Raw genomic sequence first — 21,341 nt, 5'->3', positions numbered from 1 at the left:
CAGGAACAAGCGTCAGCGTCGCTGGTTAGAACCACAATGTCGCGCGCACCACGAGACCACGTGCGCGTGCCGCTGACGTCAATCCGAACCGGTATTGCACCGTGACATCCAGATAGCTTGCCGGCGCGCTATATTGGCCTTCGCGAAACCAGTACCGCACCTGGATGCCGGGCCCGGCGCCGATCGCCGTCTTGTCCGGCTGCCGATTGTCGTGATCGCCGGCCACCGCGGCGTGCGGGTAGACGGTCAGCCGATCGCTGATCATCGGCAAACGCCAGGTGTGCCCGTAACGCAACTCCGAATAAATGATGTATCGACCCGCGCTGATGAAGTACGCGCCTTCGACATACGCCTGCCAACTGCGCCAGCTCGGTTCGGTCACCTGCAGGTCGGTCCCCGCTTCCGACGAATAACCCAGGCGCATCAGCCAGTCCGTCATCGACAGGCTGCCGACGTGGAACAGCCGCTCGGCGGTCAGCACGACGTTCTGGTCGGGCAGCGGCTTGTAGCGCGCGCCCACCGAACCCTGCACGGTCGGCATGCCGGTCACGTTGCCCGTCCCGTCGTAGGCCGTGCCGTATCCGCGCACGAAGAACTGGAAGATGCGACCGTTCTGATAGCCGATCTTCGGCGGCTGCCAATACACTTCGATACCCGGCTGCAACACGCTGATGGTGCCTTGCGGGCCGAACGCGGCCGACTGGTACGGCGCGCTCAGCACGAACCCCCAGCTGCGCTGCAACTGCTCGACTTCGCGCTTGTAGCCGAACTTGTGCTGCGCATCGAAGGTGTGTTCGTTTTCATCGGCGTCGAGGCTGTGCTCGAACAGATCGATGGACTCGTCGTTCAACCCGATCCGCTTGGCGGCATAGCCCGCGTCCGCGTAGTTCATCGCGTTGCCGGCACCGCCGGCGAATCCTTCCTTGAATGCGTCGAGCGCCTCGCGATCCTTGTGGTCGCGCAGGAGGTCGTAGGCCTCCTGCAACTTCTGTTGCGCGGTATTGTCCACCGGCGCCTGAGCGGGCGGGTCTTCCTGCCGCGCCTGCGCCGCGATCGACACGGCCATGTTGCGCTCGCCATCGGTCGTCGCATCGCCGGCCGCCAGGTCCGCCATGCGGATCGCGGTATCGCGGTCGCCTGCCTGCAGGCTCAGCTGCGCGACACGCAACTGGATCACGGCCGATTTTTCATCGGCCAGCGGTGCCAGCGCAATGCCGGCCTCATGCGGAAGCTTTGCCGCGAGCGCGCTGTCCGCCCAGGCGAGACGCAGGTTGCGCTGCTGGTCCTTGCTCCATTTCCCGGTTGCGACGGCGGCGGAGAAATCGCTGCAGGCGACGTCGTAGCGCATCTGCCGCTGCGCGAGGTAGCCATGCTGCGCGCGTACCGCCGCACTCTTCGGAAAACGAACGATCAGCGATTCCACCATCGCGTCCGCTTCGTCGACCTTGCCTTCCCGTCTGTATACGTCGACGAGCAGCAGCCCGAGCTGTTCGCTACCGGGTTGAATCTTGATGGCGCGTGATGCATACACTTCCGCGAGGGGCAGGTCGCCGGCATTGATGGCCTTGTAGGCGCTGTCGGCGAGCCGATAGGCTTTGGGCGTCAGTGGCTGGGCGGCGGATGCCGGCGCCTGCCAGGCGAGCGACACGGCGATCGCCAGTGCGCTCAACCGTGCGCAGCGCTTGAGGCCGGCCGCGATCGGGAATCTCGAATGCTTCATGCCTGTTCTCCCGACGGTTTTGTCGCGGCGGAGCCCTGCTGCGCCGCCGGGTCGCCGTCGCGCATGCGTGCGAGTTCGACGAAGCGCGAGTGCCGGGAGAGCTCGGCGGCAATCTCCGCATCGCAGGCGATGAAGTAGGCCACATTCGATCGGGCACCGCGTCGCACGACATCCTGTTCGTCCGGCGTGAGCGGCCGCCCGACCGCAACGTTCAACGTGCCGTCGTCCGCAGTCGAAAACGGGACGGCGCGGTATGCGTACTGCAGCTCGAATGCCAGCGAATCCGCGAAGTGGCCCACCGCGACGTTGCCGAGGCTCACCCGGGGCAGCTCGGCTTGCTCGGCGATCGCATCCGCCAGCGATTCGGAGGAGATCGCGCAGCCTTCGACCAGCAGTTCACCCAGCCGCTTGCCGCAGGTCAGTTGCTTCTCGAGGCTCACTTGCAATTGCTCCAGCGTGACCACGCCCCAGCCGACCAGGATCTCGCCGACTTTCAGGCGCGCCTTCCCGAGGGCTTCGTTCGACAGGTAGGTATGGCTGGTCTTGTCCCAGGCGATGGGCTTGCCGGTCACCAGGTGGCCGATATAGATGCGCCACGCGCGGCAAACCGCGTAGAAATTGATCAGGTTATTGACGAACATCCGCGGAATCGACAGCAGCCCCTGGGTCGGGCCGTTCAGCTTGCTGACGAAATGGAAACGCTGCCCGGCGCGCGCGAACAGCATGGCGGTGTTGATCCACAGCAGCGGCGTGACCCAGTGGCCCACCATGACGAGCGAGGTGCCATCCGGGATCACATGACCGGATCGCTGAAGCGCGCCGAGCAACAGGAAGTTGATCAGCACGCCATAGGCGACGACCGAAAACAGCGAGGTCACGATGCCCTTGCGATCGTGGAAGAACATGTATCGGGTGAGAAGATTGCCCTTCCAGCCGAGTTGTTCCCAGCCCTGAAAGGCAATGCCGAGGATCCAGCGCGTGCGCTGTCGGTACGCGGTACGAAATGTTTTCGGAAAATACTCGCGCGTGGCCAGCAGGTTTCGATTGACGGCGCCGCTATCTGCGCGTCGGTCCGGTGCATCGCGCGGGACTCCCGTCAGTGGAATGCACGCAAAGGTTTCCTTCATCCCCAGGTCTCTCAACCGGAAGCTGAAGTCATAATCCTCGGTCAGCGAACTGGTGTTGAACGGCGAGCCGTTGCGTTCCTTCATCGCGGCTTCGATCGAGCGCCTGCTGTAGCACGACGCAACGCCCGCACCCGGGACGATGCCGGTCAGGCGGGCCCGCACCGGCAGGTCCTTCTGGTGTGTTTCGCTGAAGTCGTCCAGGTAGCATCCGGCGACGAACTCGTTCCATTTCCGCGGCAAGGACAGTACGGGAAGCTGGACCAGGTCGCTATTCGCCACCGCGTGGTTCAGGTACTTGAGTTCGACTGGATGAATGACATCCTCGCAGTCGTGCATGATGACGCCCGCGAATTGAATGTGGTGGACCGCTTCATAGCGCAGGATGGCTTCGACGATCCAGTTCAGGCAGTCCGCCTTGCAGGTCGGACCGTCGTTCATGACGGTCGCGCGCGTGACCCTGCCCGGGTATCTGCGGACCATCCGTTCGACCTCGGTCGTGGTCTCGACATCGTTGTGATAGGTGCCGACGAAGATAACGTATCGCTCGTACTCGAGGGTCGCCAAGGTGTTTTCGATCATCTTGGCGATCACGTCGTATTCCTTCCAGGCCGGCACCATCAGCGCCAGATGCTGTTCTTCCAGCGCGCGCAGCATGCCGATATCGATCGTTTGCGATTTTTCACGGCGCAGGAGGCGCCGGATTTCAAATGACCAATAACAGGCGTCCAGCGTGAGGTCATCCAGTGTGCTCACCAGGATGACGATTGCGGTCATAATGGCGACAAGGTTAAGCGCATATAAATATGCACTCCAAATCATGTTATCCATCATTTGTTCCGCTCTTTTATCTTGTATTTGATTATTTCCCCTCGTACCGACGCAAGACGAAACTTTCCCCGTCCTCGTCGCCCCCGTCACGTCCACTCGGTGGCTTGCGCCATGCGAATGCCTGCCGCTCAAAAAAACCTGCAGCACGCGATTCTTCGCGATGGGGCCACGGTGCATCGCGAACGATGCAACGTGTTCAGTGGATGACTTTTTGACAGCCCGTGTCCTGCTTGCTTGCCTGCCTCCGTCCCTGCATTCTCAATTGCCTGCAACCGCTCTCCATCCGGCGCACGCGCAGCGACCCCGCGCACCGACTTCGCAACACACAGCTGATGTAGCAAGTCGTGCGCCATCGTTGTGCGACCCTTGACCTTGCAGGCGTTGCGGGGCGCCGCACAGGATCGGCTCACCGAATTCGAGCCAAATGTTTCAGTGCTGAAACACGCGCTCGATCGACCGGATGACACATCGTTTTCAGACCCTCTGCCGGGCCGCGTTTGCCGCCCTGGGGAGATCGTCATGCGATTGCAGCGGTGGCAGGCTGGATGAATCGGCGTTGAACCGGAATGCCTGCGCCTCGGTCGTCATTGCACATGCATGTCACCCGCGGCGATTGCCGCGTCACGCTCTGCGAAGTACGGCGATTAACTGGTTTTCCCTGAATCGTACGAACAGGCTTCACGCGTTTGTCCGATTTAATTCGTGACACCGCCGCGTTGCATGGCTGAAACGTTTTATCGACGCAATTTTGAGCTGCGCCAAGGCGTCAATTTCGCCCCCTTGGCGCTATGCCCATTTGCGACGGATGGTACGGTTCTAGCTTGAAAGTAAAACCATCTCCTCCCGGATTTATTTGTCTGGTTTCAATTGCGCAGCAAAAATTCACGACATAGCGCCCCGATTCCGGATGGTGATTCGTCGTACTCGTTTCGCTAACGAGATGAACTTATTTTGCATATCAAAGGATGAAAATCATGCCTTCGCATCGCAAGCAATCTTTTCGAAACGGGTTGAGCACTGCCGGGTCACTCGTCGCATTGATCACCACGCTCGTCTTCGCCGTCGGCGTTCAGGATGCGAATGCGCAGGCGACAGGCAATGCTTCCGTCATGAAGATCAAGCCGCCACCGCTGCCGAACGGCTCGGCCCAGGTCAACGTGAAGGCGGGGATGTCGGACGAGGATTGGGACAAGGCGTACAAGGAAACGGGGCGGCCGAAATTCAGCAAGAAGTCCGTCAAGAAAACCAATGGCAATGTGGAACGTGACTAGGGAGAAACGGCCATGAAAAAGATCTTGCTCGTCATCGCCCTGCTTGCGGGACTCGCGCAAATGACATTGCCGGTCACCGCGCACGCGCAGACCACCACCGCCCATACGCTCGTGCTGTACGACAATCCGGCGAATGACCCGTATTCGAAGCTGGGCCTGATGTACAGCATCATGCTGAGAAACCTGCTTGGCCATTTCAACGCGACGATCGATCTGGTTCCGATCCAGAACTACACGTCCGGCATGGTCGGGAGCCACGACGTCACGTTCTATATCGGCGACTACTACAACAACCCGATTCCGACGGCGTTCATGAGCGACGTGATGACCACCACGAAGACCGTGGTCTGGTTCAAGTACAACCTGTGGCAACTGGCATGGAACACGGCCTACACGTTCAACCAGACCTTCGGGTTCAGCTTTCTCGGCCTCGCGGGGATGAACGCGACGCCTTCGGCGAGCAATCCGAATCCGGGCTTTTACGACACGGTCACGTACAAGAACCTGTCGATGGTCAAGTATTACTCGTATAACGCGTCGACCGGCGTCATCAGCGCGGATCCGGATGTCGGACTGACCCAGATCAATACCACGAAGGCGCAAGCGCTCGTCACCATCAAGAACAGCCAGAGCGGGGCAACCACGCCCTACGTCGTGCGCTCGGGCAACTTCTGGTACTTCGCGGACATGCCGTTTTCCTACATCGGCCCGACGGATCGTTACCTCGTGATTTGCGACATCCTGCATGACATCCTGCAGACCAATGCACCGGTGAATCACCGTGCGCTCGTCCGCCTGGAGGATCTCGACGCGTATACGACGACGAGTTCGATGCAGCAACTGACGAACTACATGTACTCGAAGAAGATTCCGTTCACGATGGCAACCATCCCGTTGTATACGGACCCGAACGGCTATTACAACGGCGGCGTGCCGGAGACGATCCATCTGGCACAGGCAACCGGCCTCAAGAGTGCGCTGAACTATGCCATCGCACGCGGCGGCTCGATCGTGATGCACGGTTATACGCACCAGTACGATTCGACGCCGAATCTGCAGAATGCAGTGAGCGGCAGCGACTACGAGTTCTGGTTTGCGGTACAGAACCGGCCGGTTGATGAGGACTCCATCCCGTGGGCGGAAGGCAGAATGGCCGATGGCCTGCTCGAGTTCACGACCAACGGCTACAAGGTCGTCGGCTGGGCCGCGCCGCAGTACCAGATGTCGCCGGCGGCTTCGTCAGCGACAGCCCTCACGTTCCCGACCACGTTCCAGCGGGCCGTGTACTACACGTCGGCCAAACCGCAACTCGGCACGGGTGCCGCCAACCAGGACTTTTCGGCCGGGCAGTTTTTCCCGTACATCATCAACTCCGATTACTACGGGCAGCGGATCGTTCCGGAGAACCTGGGCAGCGTGCAGTACAACATCTGCAATATCGACCCGTTCTCGTGCATCACGTACACGTGGCAGCAAATCGTGACCAATGCCCAGTATGGTCTGGCGGTGCGGGACGGTTTCGCGTCGTTCTTCTTCCATCCGTACTGGCTTGAACCGGATCTCGGATTGCCGGCGTTCCAGGACTTCCAGAGCATGATTACCGGCATTACGAATCTCGGCTACAAGTTCGTAGACGGCACGACGGCCAAGTGACGCGCGCATAGCGGCAGCCCCGTGCGACCCGCATCGGCAACGCGGGTCGCACGTTTTCGTTTGATCGGCTACGATGACGCGCAGGCATGCTTCCGGGGAGCCAGCGATGACCACGTACGCGATCCCGGCCTGGCGCAGGATTCAACAGCGTGTGGGCCGGTTTCGGCTCGCAGCGCGACCGGGCCCGCTCGCCGCCGCGCCGCGTTCGCCCCGGGCGGCGACGCTCGCGGCGATCGGCGCATCGCTCGTCGTGGCCGCCTGCAGCTGGACCGCGCACGATGTGCACGCGGACGGCATCGTCTGGCAGGTGGACAACTCGACGACGAATCCGGTCGGCAGCTGGCAGATGCTCGGCATTCACGATCTGCTGATTCAATGGACCGTCGTCGACGATACCGCGTTCATCGCCAATACCCCCATCCAGCCTGCCGCGCACCTTCCCGACTGGGAACGTATCAGTCGTGAGCCCTGGGCCAGGAATGTCATCCTGGGGCTGGCTGGCTACCAGGACGAAAAACGGGCGCGCACCCATCTGTCGACGCTCGCCGACCAGTCGCTGGAAGTGGCGCGCGCACCGGTCCCGCTGCATGTCACCGGCTACTACTTCCCGGTCGAGATCGATCCGACCTGGCAGGACGCGCCGAAGCTCGCCGCTATTTTGCAGCGGCTGCCGAGGCCGCTCTGGGTGAGCGTGTACGACCAGACCAACATCGGCGGAAAGGCGCTCGCGGACTGGCTCGCGGCGTGGCTGCCTGCGGACGTCGGCGTGTTCTTCCAGGACGGCTGCGGCGTGTATGCCCGCGAGCCGTATGTCGCGCGCAGCTACCTCGACGAGCTGGTTTCAAGATTGGGCAAACGACGCGTGCGGGTCATCGCCGAGGCGTTCCGGCCTGCCGAGCGCGGCGGGTTCCGTTCAGCCAGCGCCGACGAGTTGGGCAAGCAACTGCTGGCGTATCGCGGCTATACGGTCTACCTGTTCGACGGTCCGCACTATATGTCGGACGACCTCACGCGCGCGCTCTCGACGTGGAAGCCCAAGCCGCCGGCCGAGCCTGCGGGCACGGCGCACTGATTCGGTCCGGTCCCGGCCAAGCGGGGCGGGCAAGGTGCGCGTGTGGCGAAACAATCGGGCGGATTGGCTTTCCGGCGGCGCAGCGTGCCCGGAACCCGGTGTCGGCGCGCCGGCGTACCAGCCGTTTCGCTTCTCCCGCCCAAGCCCCATTTGATGACCAAACCGCAAGACCTAGTGCATAGATATCGTTTGCCGCGGCCTTAATGACTATCGACAATCGTGGCTCGATTTCACCGCCGTGGCGCCAGAAGCGCCGCGGTGGCCGGTACCTGGCGGCTATCCCGGCCGTCCGCGCCATCCAGCTCACGACGACATGTACGCGTTCACTCCCTCATTCCAGAATCCCGCCGGCTCGCCGATCCGCGAACTGTTCAAGTACCTGTCCGAACCGGGCATGATTTCCTTCGCGGGCGGCTATCCGGCCAGCGACCTGTTCGACGTCGACGGCCTGAACGCAGCCGCCGAGCGCGCGTACGCGCAGCCCGTGCGCTGCCTGCAGTACGGCCCGACCGACGGCCTCGCCGAACTGAAGCAGCAACTGATCGCGCTGATGGCGCGTCGCGGTGTGACGTGCACGGCGGCCGAACTGCTCGTCACGACCGGTTCGCAGCAGGGCCTCGACCTGTTGCTGCGCGTGATGGTGTCGCCCGGCGACGTCGTGCTGACCGAGCAGCCGGCCTATCCGGCGACGCTGCAGGCGATGCGTCTGCAGCAGGCGCGCATCGTGACGATTCCGGTCGACGGCGCGGGGCTCGACGTCGATCGTCTCGGCGAACAGCTCGCGTCCGGCGCGATCGCGCAGCCGAAGCTGCTCTACACGGTCCCGACCTTCGCGAACCCGACGGGCGCGACGCTCACGCGCGAGCGTCGGCTGAAGCTGCTGCGTCTCGCGGTGCAATACCGCTTCCTGATCGTCGAGGATGATCCGTACGGAGACCTGCGTTTCGCGGGCGAAGCCGTGCCGTCGATGCTTGCACTCGCCGATGAAGTGGACGGCGCGCGCGACTGGATCGTGCATTTCGCGAGCCTGTCGAAGATCGTCGCGCCGGGGTTGCGCGTGGGCTGGACGATCGCGCCGGCCGAGATCGCGCGGCGCTGCGTGATCGCGAAGCAGACGGTCGATCTGTGCAGCACGCCGTGGACGCAGGCGGCCGCCGCCGAATATCTGGCCGACGGCGCGCTCGAACGCCATCTGCCACGTATCACCGCCGCCTACCAGCGCAAATGCGCTGCGATGTGCGACGCGTTGCGCGACGGCCTGGGCGATGCGATCGAATTCCATCGTCCCGAAGGCGGGATGTTCGTGTGGGCGCGAATCGGCGCGGTGTCGTCGGACGTGCTGCTGCAACAGGCGATCGCAAACAAGATCGTGTTCGTGCCGGGCAAGGCGTTTTTCGCGGACAACGTCGACGCGGCATCGCTGCGCCTGTCGTTTGCCGCGCCGGACGTCGACGCGATCCGGGAAGGCGTCGCACGCCTCGTGCGTGCGTATGGTGCGGCACTGGCCGCGTAAGGAGACATCAACGTGAATATCACCGTCAACGACACCGTATCGATGGGCGCAGCGCCGGGCACGGGCGATAACCGGCCTGTTGCACACCGGTCGTCGCAGATCAGCGCAGGGCCGCAGTATGTGGCCGACGTGCTCGGCCGCTTCGGCGCAGAGCCGGCGGCCGACCTCGGCGACGCGGCACCGGTCGTACTCGGCTACAACTGAGCCGCACGGCGACGGCCGGCGCGCCGCACGCGTGCCGTTGCCGCCACAAGCGGTTAAGCTTGCGCGATCGCAACACGCACGATCGCCGCTCCGTCATGTCCGACTCAACTTCCGAATCGCTCGCGCAAACGTACGAGCGCCTCTGGTCCTGCCTCGAATCCGGTGTGAGTGCGCAGCGTTCGCCGTTCACGATGCTGCAGGCCGCGACCCTCGGTGTCGACGGCGCGCCGAAAGTGCGCACGATCGTCTTGCGTCAGGCGAGTCGTGCCGATCGTGTGCTGTCGTTTCATACCGATGCACGCTCGGAGAAGGTCGCGGAGCTGCGCCGCGATCCGCGCATCGCGCTCGTCGCCAACGATCTCGATGCGCTCGTGCAGATTCGCGTGGAGGGCGTTGCGTCGATCTGCGACGACGAAGCGCAACGCCGCGCGATCTGGCAATCGAGCCGTCCGCATACGCTGCTGCTGTATCGCGCACCGTTGCCGCCGGGTACGCCGGTCGAGTCGCCTGAAGCCGCGCATGTATCGGCGAGCCAGCGCGCAAATCCCACCGACGACGGTTATGAAAACTTCTGCCTGCTGCACGTGAGCGTGACGCGCATCGACTGGCTCGAACTCGCGCGGGCCGGCCATCGTCGCGCGGTGTTCGACCTGCGCGAAGGCGGTTATGAAGGCCGGTGGATCGCGCCCTGAGGAGCGTGACGCGCATCGACTGGCTCGAACTCGCGCGGGCCGGCCATCGTCGCGCGGTGTTCGACCTGCACGAGGGCGGTTATGAAGGCCGGTGGATCGCGCCCTGAGCGTGCCGTGCTCGCGGGCCGACTCACCGTGACGTCATCCTTCACGAGCCGCGTTCGACGTGACGGGCCAATGCCGCGGCGAGGTACTGTTCCCCGTCATCGATCGACGCGACTATCGCGGTCGCCATGACTTCTCCCCAGAACGGCAGGCGCCACTGCGGGTCGTGGTGATGCCCCAGGACGACGGCCCGATACAGGCCGTCGGGTCGTCGGGCAATCAGCGTGACCAGATGCCGATCGACGAGGTGCGTTTCGGCAACGGGCATCTCGCCGGGCATCAGCACGCCTGTCCAGATGCCGCGGTACTTTTCTTCCCATCCCATCGGATCATCTCCTCGCGGCATATCACCCGTTGCAGGGCAGTCCGCCGGCCGCCCGGGATCGCGCCTGGCGCCTATGCGTCGTTTCCCGCGCCGCGGCTGTCCGGTGAATCGGGCGGCCGCCTGTCCGACGCCACCTGCGCGGTCATCCACTCGCGCATCACGACGATGGCATCGTCATCGCGCCGCTCGGCCGGATACACGAGATAGAACCCCATCGACAGCGGGAACGCGAAATCGAACGGTTTGCACAGCCGGCCGGCGGCGATGTCGCGCTCGACGAGCGGATCGGTGGCGAGCGCGATGCCCTGACCGGCGACGGCCGCGTCGATCGCGAGCGACGTCTGGTTGAAGCGCAGCCCCTTGTGCGGATCGAGGTCGACAGGCTCCGGCATCGCGGCGAGGAACTCGGGCCACAGGTCGTGCGCGTCGTGCAGCAGCACGTGGCCCGCCAGCGCGCGCGGCGACGCAGGCGCGGCCAGCAGCGCGGGGCTGCACACGGCACACACGTCGAGCGGGAACAGCGCGTGCGTGGCGAGATGCTTGCCGAACGGCGGCTTGCCGTAACGGATCGCGAGATCGACACCGTCGTGGCGGAACGTCGCGATCTGCGGGTCGGCGATCACACGCACGTCGTAGTCGGGATGCGCGTCGGTGAACTGCGCGAGCCGCGGGATCAGCCATTTCGACGCGAACGATGGCGTCGTGCTGATGGTCAGCGCAGCGCGTCGCTTCACGAGCTTGTCGGTCGCGTCGGCGATCGCGTGCAGTGCGCGCTGGACATCGGAGAAATACGCGGCGCCGTCGTGCGTCAGCGCGAGGCCGCGCGGCAGGCGTTCGAACAGCTTCAGGCCGAGCACGTCCTCGAGGTGGCGCACCTGCTGCGCGACGGCGCCCTGCGTGACGCCGATCTCGTCGGCGGCGGCACGAAAATTGAGGTGCCGCGCGGACACTTCGAACGCACGAAGCGCGTTCAGCGGCGGCAGGCGGGAGGGGCGAGGCGGCATCGTCAGGCTGTAGAAAAACTATCGGCTGGAGGCAGAAATACTGGTTCGACAGTCGTTATCGATGCGCCTACATTACCACCATGGCGGGCCGAACGGCGGCTGCGCGGCGGCAGGATTCGAATGAGGAGCAGATCGTGACTGTAGAAAAAGTGGCGTTGATCACGGCGGCGGGCAAGGGCATGGGCGCGGCGATCGCGCGCGAACTGGCGGCGACGGGCTATCGCGTCGCGCTGATGTCGCCGTCGGGCAGCGCGGTGGCGCTCGGCGAGGAACTGGGCGGGTTCGGCATCCAGGGCTCGGTGACGGAAGAGGCCGATATCGACCGACTCGTGCAGGAGACGCTCGCGCGCTACGGTCGCATCGATGCGGTCGTGAACAACACCGGGCATCCGCCGAAGGGCGAGCTGCTGGCGATCACCGACGACAACTGGCACGCGGGGCTCGACCTGATCCTGCTGAACGTGGTGCGCGTGATGCGCCGAGTGACGCCGATCTTCCAGAAGCAGGGCGGCGGCGCGGTGGTCAACATCTCGAGCTTCGCGGCGGACGCACCCGAGCAGCCGATGCCCGTTTCGTCGGCACTGCGCGCGGCGCTGAGCGCGTGGACGCGTCTTTACGCGGAACGGTATGCGGCCGAGCACATCCGGATGAACGCGGTGCTGCCGGGCTTCATCGACAGCTGGCCGGAAACGCCGGAGATCGTCGCACGCATTCCGGCCGGCCGCTTCGGCAAGACCGGCGAGATCGCGAAGACGGTCGCGTTCCTGCTGTCCGACGGCGCGGGCTACATCACGGGGCAGAACATTCGCGTCGACGGCGCGATCGTCAAGGCACTCTGAGCGTCGCGCGGGCGAGCGGCCGCACCGGCCGGGACGCTCGCCGCGCACCCGCTACAAACGCGTACAAACCAGACAAATCCGGGATACATCAGACCTTTCAAATGGGCGACGCCGCGTGAGCCGGGCGCGCCGGATTGAAAGCGAAGGCGCGGCCCCGCGCGCGGCATGTTCACTTTCCACTTCACGAAAGGAGATGCCGAACGATGTCTTCCACACCGTTTTCCCCGATGCGTCGCCACCTGCTTGCCACGTCCGTGGCCGCCGGGGTCTCTGCGATGCTGCCCACGGCGCTGCATGCCGCGACCGGCGCGAGCGGCATACGCCCGTTCACCGCGCACATTCCCGATGAAGCCGTCGCCGACCTGCGCCGCCGTATCGCGGCCACACGCTGGCCGGGTCGCGAGACCGCCGCCGACGAATCGCAGGGTGTGCGGCTGGCGCGCATGCAGACGCTGCTGCGCTACTGGGGCACCGATTACGACTGGCGCAAGGGCGAGGCGCGCCTGAACGGCTTCCCGATGTTCATCACGGAAATCGACGGGCTCGACATTCATTTCATCCACGTGCGCTCGCGGCACGAGAACGCGATGCCGATGATCATGACGCACGGCTGGCCCGGTTCGATCTTCGAGCTGCTGAAGGCGATCGGCCCGCTGACCGACCCGACCGCGCACGGCGCGAGCGCCGACGATGCGTTCCATGTCGTCGTGCCGTCGTTGCCGGGCTTCGGCTTCTCGGGCCGGCCGACGCAGACCGGCTGGGGTTCCGACCACATCGCGCGCGCGTGGGGCGAACTGATGGCGCGCCTCGGCTATACGCGCTTCGTGTCGCAGGGCGGCGACTGCGGCTCGGTGATCTCGCACCGGATGGCGATGCAGCGCGTGCAGGGCCTGGCCGGGATTCACGTGAACATGCCGGCAACGGTGCCGCCGGATATCGCGACACTGCTCGCGACCGATGCGCCCGCGCCGGCGTCGCTGTCGCCGAAGGAGAAGGCCGCGTACGAGAAGCTCGCGACCTTCTATCGCGACAACTGCGGCTACTCGGCGATGATGGTCACGCGCCCGCAGACGGTCGGCTATGCGCTGGCCGATTCGCCGTCGGGGCAGGCTGCATGGATGGTCGACAAGATCTCGCAATGGACCTACAGCGGCGGCGTGCCCGAACGCTCGATTCCGCGCGACGAGATTCTCGACGACATCTCGCTGTACTGGCTGACGAACACCGCGACGTCCGCCGCGCAGATCTACTGGGAGGATCACTCGAACAACTTCAACGCGGTGGATATCGCGTTGCCGGCCGCGATCACGGTGTTTCCGGGGGAGATCTATCAAGCGCCGCGCAGTTGGGCCGAGCGCAGTTATCACAACCTGATCTACTTCAACGAAGTCGACAGGGGCGGGCACTTCGCGGCATGGGAGGAGCCGGAGTTGTTTGCGCGTGAAGTGCGGGCGGGGTTCAGGCCGTTGCGGCGCGGGTAAGCGGCGGAATGGCGAACGCGGGCCGGCGGTGATGCGGGCCGTGTTCGCCGTCATGTCGTCACGTGCGGCCGCCCGTTACGACGGATTGAGCGTGCGCAGGCTTTCGACGGCGTCGTCGGTCATCCTCAGCAACGTGTTGAGGTACGTCTCGATGTGCACGACGAGCGCCGGGCGTGGACCTTCACGCCATTCCGTCGAGTGGTAGAACGCCGCCTGTTCCGTCTCCAGCGACTCGCGATCGGCATAGGCCCGCACCAGACAATAGCGCTCTTCTTCGTGATCGGAAGGGCCGTAATACACGACGTCCATTCCGTGCGCACGGATCATGGGAACGGCAAGCTGGTGCATGGCCTGATGAAATGCGTGCGACGTTCCCGGCTTCAGGCGGTAGGTGCGAATTTCCAGCAACCGGTTCATGTGGCGTCTCCTTCGCGTTCCTCATCGATCGGACGCACCGATCCTGATTCACGCCTGATTCACGCCGACTCGTGCCGATGCCGGCGCAGCACGCCGTCGAGCCATGCATCGATATCCTCGTGAACGAGGTCCCGGTCATGATCGTTCAATATCTCGTGCCGGTCGCCGGGGTAGAACCGGTAGGCCAGCGCCAGGTGCCCGTGGCGCATGTATCGGGTAATGAGCGACTGGATCGAAAGCGTGTTTTCGCCGACCGGGTCGCGGGTTCCGGCGATCACCAGGATCGGCAGGTCCACCGGAATGCGCGATTCGTGTTCGGGAACCCACAGGCTGTGGAAGCCTTCGAGCACCGAGTACAACATGCTGTTGGAAAATGGCTTGCCGCAGAGTTCGTCGTCGAGAAAGCGCTGTATCTCTGCCGGGTCTGCCGTCATCCATTCGCAGCCCGTCGACGGTTGCGCGTGATGCACGAACGGTGCGTTGAATGCGTGCAGCACCGCGCCGAACAGTGTCGCGGGCTGGTTGCCTTCGGCGGAATGGGCCACGGTCCTGAGCTTTTCCAGCGTGTCGCCGTCGACGCCGGGCAATGCGCCCATCGTGCCGCACAGCACCGCGCCCGTGAGAAGGTCGCCGTGGTTCTGGATGTGCGATTGCGTGAGCGCGGAGCCCATGCTGTGACCGAACGCAATCAACGGCAGGCCGGGATACTGCGTGCGGATCAAGCGGGACAGCTGCGCAATGTCGCTCGTCATGTCGGACCACGCGGTGAGCCCGGCTTGCCCGAGCGCCGTGACGCCGGCGGTGTGGCCGTGTCCGCGCAGGTCGAGTGCGAACACGACGTAGTTTCGCGCGACCAGATAGCGGGCGAGCCCGTCGTAGCGGCCGCCATGTTCGCAGACTCCGTGCGTGATCTGCACGGCCGCTCGCGGGCCCTCGCTCGCCGTCGGCATCCATTTCCGCAGAAAGATCCTGGCGCCGTCCACATCCGACGGGAATGACGATGCTTCGTAACGGCAATCGGTCGATGTGCTCATATCGGGGCTCCGTTTTACGTTTTTTGCGTGGAGAAGCGGGCGATCGTATGCGTGTCGCGCGTTTTCACGATGATCGTGAAATGACGGCGCCGCTCGCGCGAAAACGAGCGGGGCGGCTCGTCCCGGGCGAGCATATCAGGAACATGGGCCGGAGAATAATGAAGCCGTTGATTGGCGAGTGTTGGTGGGTAATTGGCGTTAAAAGCAGGTGTTTTGCGTCGTGGATCGGTGAAATTGTTATCGACGAGGGTCTGCTGATGCGCGCCTGGTCGCGTTCGACACCGGCGTGCAGTTCGTGGGGTACGACGTCGCGGTGCTCGGCGATGACTTCAATGGCCATCGTGCAACTGCGTGAATTCAGCACGGTTTCGTTATCTGCTGCCGACGTCGTCCGTCAATTGATCGTTTTACAGCGGAAACAGCACGGCACTTCCGTTCACGATTGAATGACATTTCGATGAAGAAAATCCATCCTGGAAGAAACATTCCATCGTAATTATCTGATTGCAAAGTGATTTTGATAAAAATCAAAAATATATCGAACGAATGCCCTGACGTAGGGAAACCCTCAATACAATGATCCGCAACTGCACATTAGTGCGACCTGATCATTCTGTTGATTGGCTCGCGGCAAAAAAGTAAATCGGCCTTTTCACAGTTTCGCCCAGTGAAAAAATACGACACGAGGTTTCGCGATGACGAATGACGACGTGCGCGAGTCACGCATGCCCGGCAATGGCATTCGCCCGCTTGAAGGCCAAAGAGGCATCGTCGTCGGATTGGCGAACGAGCAGAGCATCGCCTGGGGATGTGCGCGCGCATTTCACGCAGCGGGTGCCGAGCTGGCCGTGACCTGGCAATCCGACCGGGCGTTGCCGTACGTCGAGCCGCTGCTGGAACAGCTGAAGCCGACGATCGCGATGCCGCTCGACGTGAGCCGCACCGACCAGATGCGCGAAGTGTTCGACGCGATCGGCGAGCAGTGGGGCGGCCTCGATTTTCTGTTGCATGCCGTTGCCTATGCACCCAGGGCCGATCTGCACGGGCGGGTCGTCGACAGTTCGCCGGAAGGGTTCGCGCTCGCGATGGATACCTCCTGCCACTCGTTCATCAGGATGGCGAAACTTGCCGAGCCGTTGATGACGTCCGGCGGAAGCCTGATGGCGATGACCTATATCGGGGCCGACCAGGTCATCGCGGAGTACGGCGTGATGGGCCCGGTCAAGGCGGCGCTGGAGGCCACCGTTCGATACCTCGCTGTCGAACTGGGGCCGGCCGGCATTCGCGTACATGCGGTTTCGCCCGGCGCATTGCCCACGCGGGCGGCATCCGGGTTGCCGAATTTCGATCACCTGCTTGACGACACCGCCCGGCGTGCGCCATTGCGCCGGGCGCTCGACATCGACGACGTCGGCGCGCTGTGCACCTTTCTCGCCAGCGATGCCGCACGCGCGATGACCGGCGGAATTCACTACATCGACGCGGGGATGCACGTGTTCGGCTGACACGAGGCGGCCGCACCCGGAATGCGTCGAGATTGACCTTGCCCCTCTGGAGAACAGTGTTATGGATGCTGCCACGCAACTGGCGCGCAGTCATGAGATCGCCACGGAGATTGTCCACGTCCTGCAAAAGCGCACGCAGCACGCGCTGGAGCAGTACGGGAAACGATTGGGCGAAGCACTCGACGGCAGCGACAGCCCCGGCCACGACCCGGCCGCCGCCCCCTTTGCCATGCCATTCTCGCCACTGGGCGCATGGCATTACGCGGTCGACGCCGCACAGCGCTCGCTGCTGTTCTGGGACACGCTGCGCGAGCGCGGCACGCAATATGTCGAGCGCATGGCCGAGGGGCTCAAGCCGGTGCTGCATTTCGACTACGACGTCGTGCTCGACGGCAGGCAGTTCGCACGGCCCGTCAATTACGCGCTCGTTCACATCCAGCCGCCGGATGGCGTGATCGTCGATGCCGCCAAGCGGCCATACCTGATCATCGATCCGCGCGCGGGACACGGCCCCGGTATCGGCGGCTTCAAGGACGATTCGCAAGTCGGCGTGGCGTTGCGCGCGGGGCACCCCGTGTATTTCGTCGTGTTCTTCCAGGAGCCCGAGCCCGGCCAGACGTTGCTCGACGTGTGTGCCGCGGAACAGGTATTCGTCCGGAAAGTGCGGGAACTGCATCCGGACAGCCTCAAGCCGGCCGTCGTCGGCAACTGCCAGGGCGGCTGGGCCGCGATGATGCTCGCGAGCTCGTCGGCGGACGATACGGGGCCGATCGTCATCAACGGCGCCCCGATGTCGTACTGGAGCGGCGCGTGGAGCGAGGGGCCCGGCGACAATCCGATGCGCTATGCCGGCGGCCTGCTCGGCGGCACCTGGCTCGCGTCGTTCTCGTCGGACCTGGGCAACGGCAAGTTCGACGGCGCCTATCTCGTGCAGAACTTCGAGAACCTGAACCCGGCGAACACGTTGTGGGACAAGTATTACCACGTGTATGACCACATCGACACCGAGCCGCCGCGCTTCCTCGAGTTCGAGCGCTGGTGGGGCGGCTACTACCTGATGAACCGCGAAGAGATCGAATGGATCACGCGCAACCTGTTCATCGGCAACAAGCTCTGGTCCGGCGAGGTGAAAGACGGGTCGGGCAAGGCGTTCGACCTGCGCGAGATCCGCTCGCCGATCATCCTGTTCGCGTCGATGGGCGACAACATCACGCCGCCGCAGCAGGCGTTCAACTGGGTCGCGGACATCTACGGCAGCACGGAGGAGATCAAGTCGCGCGGGCAGGTCATCATCGGGTTGATGGAAGAGGACGTGGGGCATCTCGGCATCTTCGTGTCGGGCAAGGTCGCGAAGAAGGAGCACGCACAGATCGTCAGCGTGCTCGATGCCGTCGAAACGCTGCCACCCGGCCTCTATGCGATGTCGATCGAGGAGGTGACGGGCACCGACGGGAAGGTCGAGTATGAAGTTGCCTTCACCGAGCACCGTCTCGAAGAGATCGCGCAGCATTTCAACCGCTTCGGGCGCAAGGACGAACATGCGTTCGAGGCCGTCGCCGAGCTGTCCGAATTCACGCAGCGCGCGTATGAACTGTTCATGCAGCCATACGTGCAGCAGGCATCGAACGAGACCACGGCGCAGCTGTTGCGCGACTTTCATCCGCTGCGCTTCCAGCGCTGGGCGTTTTCGGACCTGAATCCCTGGCTTCGCTGGCTGAAGCCGGCCGCCAGCACGATCAGGGCCCATCGCCAGCCGGCCGACGATATCGAGCCGTGGCGCAAGCTCGAACGCCGTGGCTCGGATATCGTCAGTGCGTCGCTCGATTGTTTCCGTGCGATGCGCGATGCAAGCATCGAGTCGCTGTTCTTCACGATGTATACCCAGCCCTTCATGCTGCATCTCGCGGAGCAGTATCACGACCGTCCCGCTGCTTCGCCGGTGGCGACGGACCCGCGCGACCTGCCGTTCGTGAAGGAGGCGCTCGCGTCGATCGACCGGGGTGGCTACACCGAAGCGGTAGCGCGCGCAGCGTTCCTGCTCGAGCGCAGCGGCGAACCGTTTCCGCTGGCGAAGCTTGCGACCGAGCGTGAACTCGCCGAAACCTACGCCGAGTACCTGCCGGACCTGCCGCCCGACCAGTGGCGGCGCATCTATGGCGAGCAAGAGATCATCGCGACTTACGAGCCGCAACGGGCCGTCGCCACGCTGCCGACGCTGCTTGCCCGGCCGGAGGACCGCCAGCGGTTGCTGACGTTGCTGGACAAGCTGCTGGGCGATGCGCGCGTGCAAAGTGCGTCGGTGAGCGAGCAACAGTGGGCGGCCCTGCAACGCATTCGCGCGGTATTGGGCGCGCCGCCTGCCACGCTGCCGGCCAAGGGGCCGCTGGCGGCACCCGAACGCGTGCAGTGACGGACAGCGAGGAACCGCAATGGAAACCCGACACGAGAAATATCACCGCCTCATCGAACACTGCCAGACGCTGGCGCCGATGCCGACAGCCGTCGCGCATCCGTGCGATCGAAGCTCGCTCGAGGGGGCGCTGGAGGCGGCGCGCAAGGGGCTGATCGAACCGATCCTGGTCGGCCCGCGTGCACGTATCGAAGCGACCGCCGCGGAGTTCGGGCTGTCGATCGCCGATCATGAGATCGTCGATGCTCCGTACAGCGAAGCGTCGGCAGCGGCGGCGGTGCGACTCGTTCGCGACGGCCGGGCGTCCGCACTGATGAAGGGCAGCCTTCATACCGACGAACTCATGGCCGAAGTGGTGCGGCACGATGCCGGGTTGCGCACGGGCCGGCGCATCAGCCATTGCTTCGTGATGGACGTGCCCGCGCACGCCGACCCGCTGATCGTGACCGACGCGGCGATCAATATCGCGCCGACGCTCGAGGAAAAGGTCGACATCCTGCAGAACGCGATCGATCTGGCGCATGCGCTGGCGTTTCCGCAGGTCCGCGTGGCGATCCTCTCGGCGATGGAGACGGTCAACCCGAAAGTGCCGTCGACGCTCGAAGCCGCCGCGCTGTGCAAGATGGTGGATCGGCGGCAGATTACCGGCGCGCTCGTCGACGGCCCCCTTGCGCTCGACAACGCGATCGATCCCGAGGCTGCGCGCATCAAGCAGATCGATTCGCCGGTGGCCGGGCATGCGAACGTGCTGATGGTGCCGGACCTCGAATCGGGCAACATGCTCGCCAAGAGCCTGTCGTTCCTGGCCGGCGCGGACGCGGCGGGGATCGTGCTCGGCGCGCGCGTGCCCGTCATCCTGACGAGTCGCGCCGATTCGTTGATCACCCGGCTGGCTTCCTGCGCGGTCGCGATGCTCGTCGCGAACGTGCAGCGCGAAGCGGCCACGCGCGCGGGGTAACGCCATGGCAGACGTGATTCTGGTGTTGAATGCCGGCTCGTCGAGCATCAAGTTTTCCGCATTCGACGTGCAGGGCGACACGCTCGGGCTGATCGTGCACGGTCAGGTCGACGGCCTGTACACGGCCACGGCGCACTTCAGCGCCGTCGACCATCACGCGGAGCGGCACGAGCGGCAATGGGCCGGCGGCGATACGTTCGGCCATCAGGAAGGGCTCGCGCAGATCGCCGCGTTCCTGGAGGATCATCAGGAAGGGCACCGTCTCGCGGCGGTGGGCCATCGCGTGGTGCACGGCGGGCAGCGTTTCAGCGGCCCGGTGCGCGTCACGCCGGAGATCGTGGCCGAACTGGAAAAACTCACCCCGCTCGCGCCGTTGCATCAACCGCACAACCTGACGCCCATTCGTATCCTCGAAACGGTGCAGCCCGGCATCGAGCAGGTGGCCTGCTTCGACACGGCGTTCCACAGCACGCAGCCCGCGGTGACCCAGGCGTTCGCGCTGCCCGCGTCGATCACCAGCCGGGGCGTGCGCCGCTACGGCTTCCATGGGCTCTCGTACGAGTACATCGCGAGCGTGCTGCCCGACGTCGCGCCGCAGGCGGCGCGCGGGCGCACGGTCGTCGCCCACCTCGGCAACGGCGCGAGCATGTGTGCGCTGGTGGCAGGCAAGAGCGTCGCGAGCACGATGGGGTTCACGGCGCTCGACGGGCTGCCGATGGGCACGCGTTGCGGCAACCTGGATCCGGGTGTCGTGATCTTCCTGATGGAAGAACTCGGGATGGACGTGCGCGCCGTCGAGGATCTGCTTTATCGGCGTTCCGGGTTGCTCGGGGTGTCCGGCCTGTCGAGCGACATGCGCACGCTGCTCGCGAGCGACGACCCACACGCGCGCTTCGCCATCGAGCTGTACATCGACCGCATCGCGCGCGAACTCGGTTCGCTTGCCGCCGCGATGGAGGGAATCGACGCCGTCGTGTTCACGGCGGGGATCGGCGAGCACGCAGCGGCGATACGCGAAGGGGTGATGCGCCGTGCCGCGTGGCTCGGCGTCGAGATCGATATCGATGCGAACAGCACGGGCGGGCCGCTGCTCACGACGACATCGAGCCGCGTACCGGCGTGGGTGATCCCGACCAACGAAGAACTGATGATTGCGCAACATACGCACCGGCTGATCCGGTGA

Annotated in this window: 20 protein-coding genes; 14 read left to right on the top strand and 6 right to left on the bottom strand. The window is 64.3% G+C overall.

The window, feature by feature from the left end; all coding sequences use genetic code 11:
- Positions 1–25 precede the first annotated feature (25 nt).
- Positions 26–1,720: an NfrA family protein gene (locus tag ACPTTF_RS30390; RefSeq protein ID WP_423369405.1), complete on the bottom strand. Its 1,695-nt coding sequence runs from the start codon at positions 1,718–1,720 to the stop codon at positions 26–28.
- Complete coding sequence (locus ACPTTF_RS30385; RefSeq protein WP_423391192.1) at positions 1,717–3,675, bottom strand: glycosyl transferase family protein; 1,959 nt, start codon at positions 3,673–3,675, stop codon at positions 1,717–1,719. Before ACPTTF_RS30385 ends, ACPTTF_RS30390 begins: the two co-directional genes overlap by 4 nt.
- A 974-nt stretch (positions 3,676–4,649) precedes the next feature.
- On the opposite strand from ACPTTF_RS30385, the gene ACPTTF_RS30380 reads away from it, so the two are divergent.
- From ACPTTF_RS30380 to ACPTTF_RS30350, 7 genes are all read left to right on the top strand, one after another.
- Positions 4,650–4,946 carry a hypothetical protein gene (locus ACPTTF_RS30380; RefSeq protein ID WP_166954919.1) on the top strand — a complete coding sequence of 99 codons (297 nt, stop codon included), beginning with the start codon at positions 4,650–4,652 and terminating at the stop codon, positions 4,944–4,946.
- A 12-nt stretch (positions 4,947–4,958) separates the two neighbouring features.
- Positions 4,959–6,599, top strand: coding sequence for a DUF2334 domain-containing protein (locus tag ACPTTF_RS30375; protein ID WP_423369403.1), 1,641 nt, complete (start codon positions 4,959–4,961; stop codon positions 6,597–6,599).
- Between the two features lie 106 nt (positions 6,600–6,705).
- Complete coding sequence (locus ACPTTF_RS30370; RefSeq protein WP_423369402.1) at positions 6,706–7,671, top strand: hypothetical protein; 966 nt, start codon at positions 6,706–6,708, stop codon at positions 7,669–7,671.
- A gap of 313 nt (positions 7,672–7,984) precedes the next feature.
- On the top strand, positions 7,985–9,184 hold the full coding sequence (locus ACPTTF_RS30365; protein WP_423369401.1) for a PLP-dependent aminotransferase family protein: 1,200 nt from the start codon (positions 7,985–7,987) through the stop codon (positions 9,182–9,184).
- Between the two features lie 12 nt (positions 9,185–9,196).
- Positions 9,197–9,388: a hypothetical protein gene (locus ACPTTF_RS30360; RefSeq protein ID WP_423369400.1), complete on the top strand. Its 192-nt coding sequence runs from the start codon at positions 9,197–9,199 to the stop codon at positions 9,386–9,388.
- A 95-nt stretch (positions 9,389–9,483) separates the two neighbouring features.
- Positions 9,484–10,080 (top strand): pyridoxamine 5'-phosphate oxidase family protein, encoded by a 597-nt coding sequence (locus ACPTTF_RS30355; RefSeq protein WP_423369399.1) that lies wholly within the window; start codon positions 9,484–9,486, stop codon positions 10,078–10,080.
- Positions 10,065–10,187 carry a hypothetical protein gene (locus ACPTTF_RS30350; RefSeq protein WP_407062412.1) on the top strand — a complete coding sequence of 41 codons (123 nt, stop codon included), beginning with the start codon at positions 10,065–10,067 and terminating at the stop codon, positions 10,185–10,187. Before ACPTTF_RS30355 ends, ACPTTF_RS30350 begins: the two co-directional genes overlap by 16 nt.
- A gap of 41 nt (positions 10,188–10,228) precedes the next feature.
- Here the strand turns inward: ACPTTF_RS30350 and ACPTTF_RS30345 are convergent, their stop codons facing one another.
- A complete protein-coding gene (locus ACPTTF_RS30345; RefSeq protein WP_423369398.1) occupies positions 10,229–10,510 on the bottom strand; it encodes a hypothetical protein in 282 nt (93 codons plus the stop codon).
- A 71-nt stretch (positions 10,511–10,581) separates the two neighbouring features.
- Positions 10,582–11,514: a transcriptional regulator GcvA gene (gcvA, locus tag ACPTTF_RS30340; protein ID WP_423369397.1), complete on the bottom strand. Its 933-nt coding sequence runs from the start codon at positions 11,512–11,514 to the stop codon at positions 10,582–10,584.
- Between the two features lie 134 nt (positions 11,515–11,648).
- Between gcvA and ACPTTF_RS30335 the strand changes: the two genes are divergently transcribed.
- A complete protein-coding gene (locus ACPTTF_RS30335) occupies positions 11,649–12,353 on the top strand; it encodes an SDR family oxidoreductase (protein WP_059732361.1) in 705 nt (234 codons plus the stop codon).
- A gap of 203 nt (positions 12,354–12,556) precedes the next feature.
- On the top strand, positions 12,557–13,834 hold the full coding sequence (locus ACPTTF_RS30330) for an epoxide hydrolase family protein (protein WP_423369396.1): 1,278 nt from the start codon (positions 12,557–12,559) through the stop codon (positions 13,832–13,834).
- A gap of 75 nt (positions 13,835–13,909) precedes the next feature.
- Here the strand turns inward: ACPTTF_RS30330 and ACPTTF_RS30325 are convergent, their stop codons facing one another.
- Together ACPTTF_RS30325 and ACPTTF_RS30320 are read right to left on the bottom strand one after the other, a co-directional pair.
- Positions 13,910–14,251, bottom strand: coding sequence for an NIPSNAP family protein (locus tag ACPTTF_RS30325; protein ID WP_423369395.1), 342 nt, complete (start codon positions 14,249–14,251; stop codon positions 13,910–13,912).
- 59 nt (positions 14,252–14,310) lie between these two features.
- A complete protein-coding gene (locus ACPTTF_RS30320) occupies positions 14,311–15,285 on the bottom strand; it encodes an alpha/beta fold hydrolase (RefSeq protein ID WP_423369394.1) in 975 nt (324 codons plus the stop codon).
- A gap of 158 nt (positions 15,286–15,443) precedes the next feature.
- Here ACPTTF_RS30320 and ACPTTF_RS30315 point away from each other — a divergent pair, with 158 nt between their 5' ends.
- From ACPTTF_RS30315 to ACPTTF_RS30295, 5 genes are all read left to right on the top strand, one after another.
- Complete coding sequence (locus tag ACPTTF_RS30315) at positions 15,444–15,731, top strand: hypothetical protein (protein ID WP_423391191.1); 288 nt, start codon at positions 15,444–15,446, stop codon at positions 15,729–15,731.
- 249 nt (positions 15,732–15,980) lie between these two features.
- Complete coding sequence (gene fabI / locus ACPTTF_RS30310) at positions 15,981–16,790, top strand: enoyl-ACP reductase FabI (protein ID WP_423369392.1); 810 nt, start codon at positions 15,981–15,983, stop codon at positions 16,788–16,790.
- A 61-nt stretch (positions 16,791–16,851) separates the two neighbouring features.
- Positions 16,852–19,200, top strand: coding sequence for a DUF3141 domain-containing protein (locus ACPTTF_RS30305; RefSeq protein WP_423369391.1), 2,349 nt, complete (start codon positions 16,852–16,854; stop codon positions 19,198–19,200).
- A gap of 19 nt (positions 19,201–19,219) precedes the next feature.
- Positions 19,220–20,158, top strand: coding sequence for a phosphate acetyltransferase (locus ACPTTF_RS30300; RefSeq protein WP_423369390.1), 939 nt, complete (start codon positions 19,220–19,222; stop codon positions 20,156–20,158).
- Between the two features lie 4 nt (positions 20,159–20,162).
- Complete coding sequence (locus ACPTTF_RS30295) at positions 20,163–21,341, top strand: acetate/propionate family kinase (RefSeq protein WP_423369389.1); 1,179 nt, start codon at positions 20,163–20,165, stop codon at positions 21,339–21,341.

Source organism: Burkholderia crassaminum, from assembly GCF_964265005.1.
Classification (GTDB): Bacteria; Pseudomonadota; Gammaproteobacteria; order Burkholderiales; family Burkholderiaceae; genus Burkholderia.
This window is presented reverse-complemented; position numbering and strand designations above follow the sequence as displayed.

Bases quoted from the DNA above. Each gene is read 5' to 3' on its own strand.
- ACPTTF_RS30325 (WP_423369395.1), bottom strand. From the start codon at position 14,251: ATGAACCGGTTGCTGGAAATTCGCACCTACCGCCTGAAGCCGGGAACG.
- gcvA (WP_423369397.1), bottom strand. From the start codon at position 11,514: ATGCCGCCTCGCCCCTCCCGCCTGCCGCCGCTGAACGCGCTTCGTGCG.
- ACPTTF_RS30370 (WP_423369402.1), top strand. From the start codon at position 6,706: ATGACCACGTACGCGATCCCGGCCTGGCGCAGGATTCAACAGCGTGTG.
- ACPTTF_RS30295 (WP_423369389.1), top strand. From the start codon at position 20,163: ATGGCAGACGTGATTCTGGTGTTGAATGCCGGCTCGTCGAGCATCAAG.
- ACPTTF_RS30375 (WP_423369403.1), top strand. From the start codon at position 4,959: ATGAAAAAGATCTTGCTCGTCATCGCCCTGCTTGCGGGACTCGCGCAA.
- ACPTTF_RS30365 (WP_423369401.1), top strand. From the start codon at position 7,985: ATGTACGCGTTCACTCCCTCATTCCAGAATCCCGCCGGCTCGCCGATC.
- ACPTTF_RS30390 (WP_423369405.1), bottom strand. From the start codon at position 1,720: ATGAAGCATTCGAGATTCCCGATCGCGGCCGGCCTCAAGCGCTGCGCA.
- ACPTTF_RS30330 (WP_423369396.1), top strand. From the start codon at position 12,557: ATGTCTTCCACACCGTTTTCCCCGATGCGTCGCCACCTGCTTGCCACG.
- ACPTTF_RS30345 (WP_423369398.1), bottom strand. From the start codon at position 10,510: ATGGGATGGGAAGAAAAGTACCGCGGCATCTGGACAGGCGTGCTGATG.
- ACPTTF_RS30315 (WP_423391191.1), top strand. From the start codon at position 15,444: ATGAAGCCGTTGATTGGCGAGTGTTGGTGGGTAATTGGCGTTAAAAGC.
- fabI (WP_423369392.1), top strand. From the start codon at position 15,981: ATGACGAATGACGACGTGCGCGAGTCACGCATGCCCGGCAATGGCATT.
- ACPTTF_RS30320 (WP_423369394.1), bottom strand. From the start codon at position 15,285: ATGAGCACATCGACCGATTGCCGTTACGAAGCATCGTCATTCCCGTCG.
- ACPTTF_RS30305 (WP_423369391.1), top strand. From the start codon at position 16,852: ATGGATGCTGCCACGCAACTGGCGCGCAGTCATGAGATCGCCACGGAG.
- ACPTTF_RS30355 (WP_423369399.1), top strand. From the start codon at position 9,484: ATGTCCGACTCAACTTCCGAATCGCTCGCGCAAACGTACGAGCGCCTC.
- ACPTTF_RS30380 (WP_166954919.1), top strand. From the start codon at position 4,650: ATGCCTTCGCATCGCAAGCAATCTTTTCGAAACGGGTTGAGCACTGCC.
- ACPTTF_RS30300 (WP_423369390.1), top strand. From the start codon at position 19,220: ATGGAAACCCGACACGAGAAATATCACCGCCTCATCGAACACTGCCAG.
- ACPTTF_RS30385 (WP_423391192.1), bottom strand. From the start codon at position 3,675: ATGGATAACATGATTTGGAGTGCATATTTATATGCGCTTAACCTTGTC.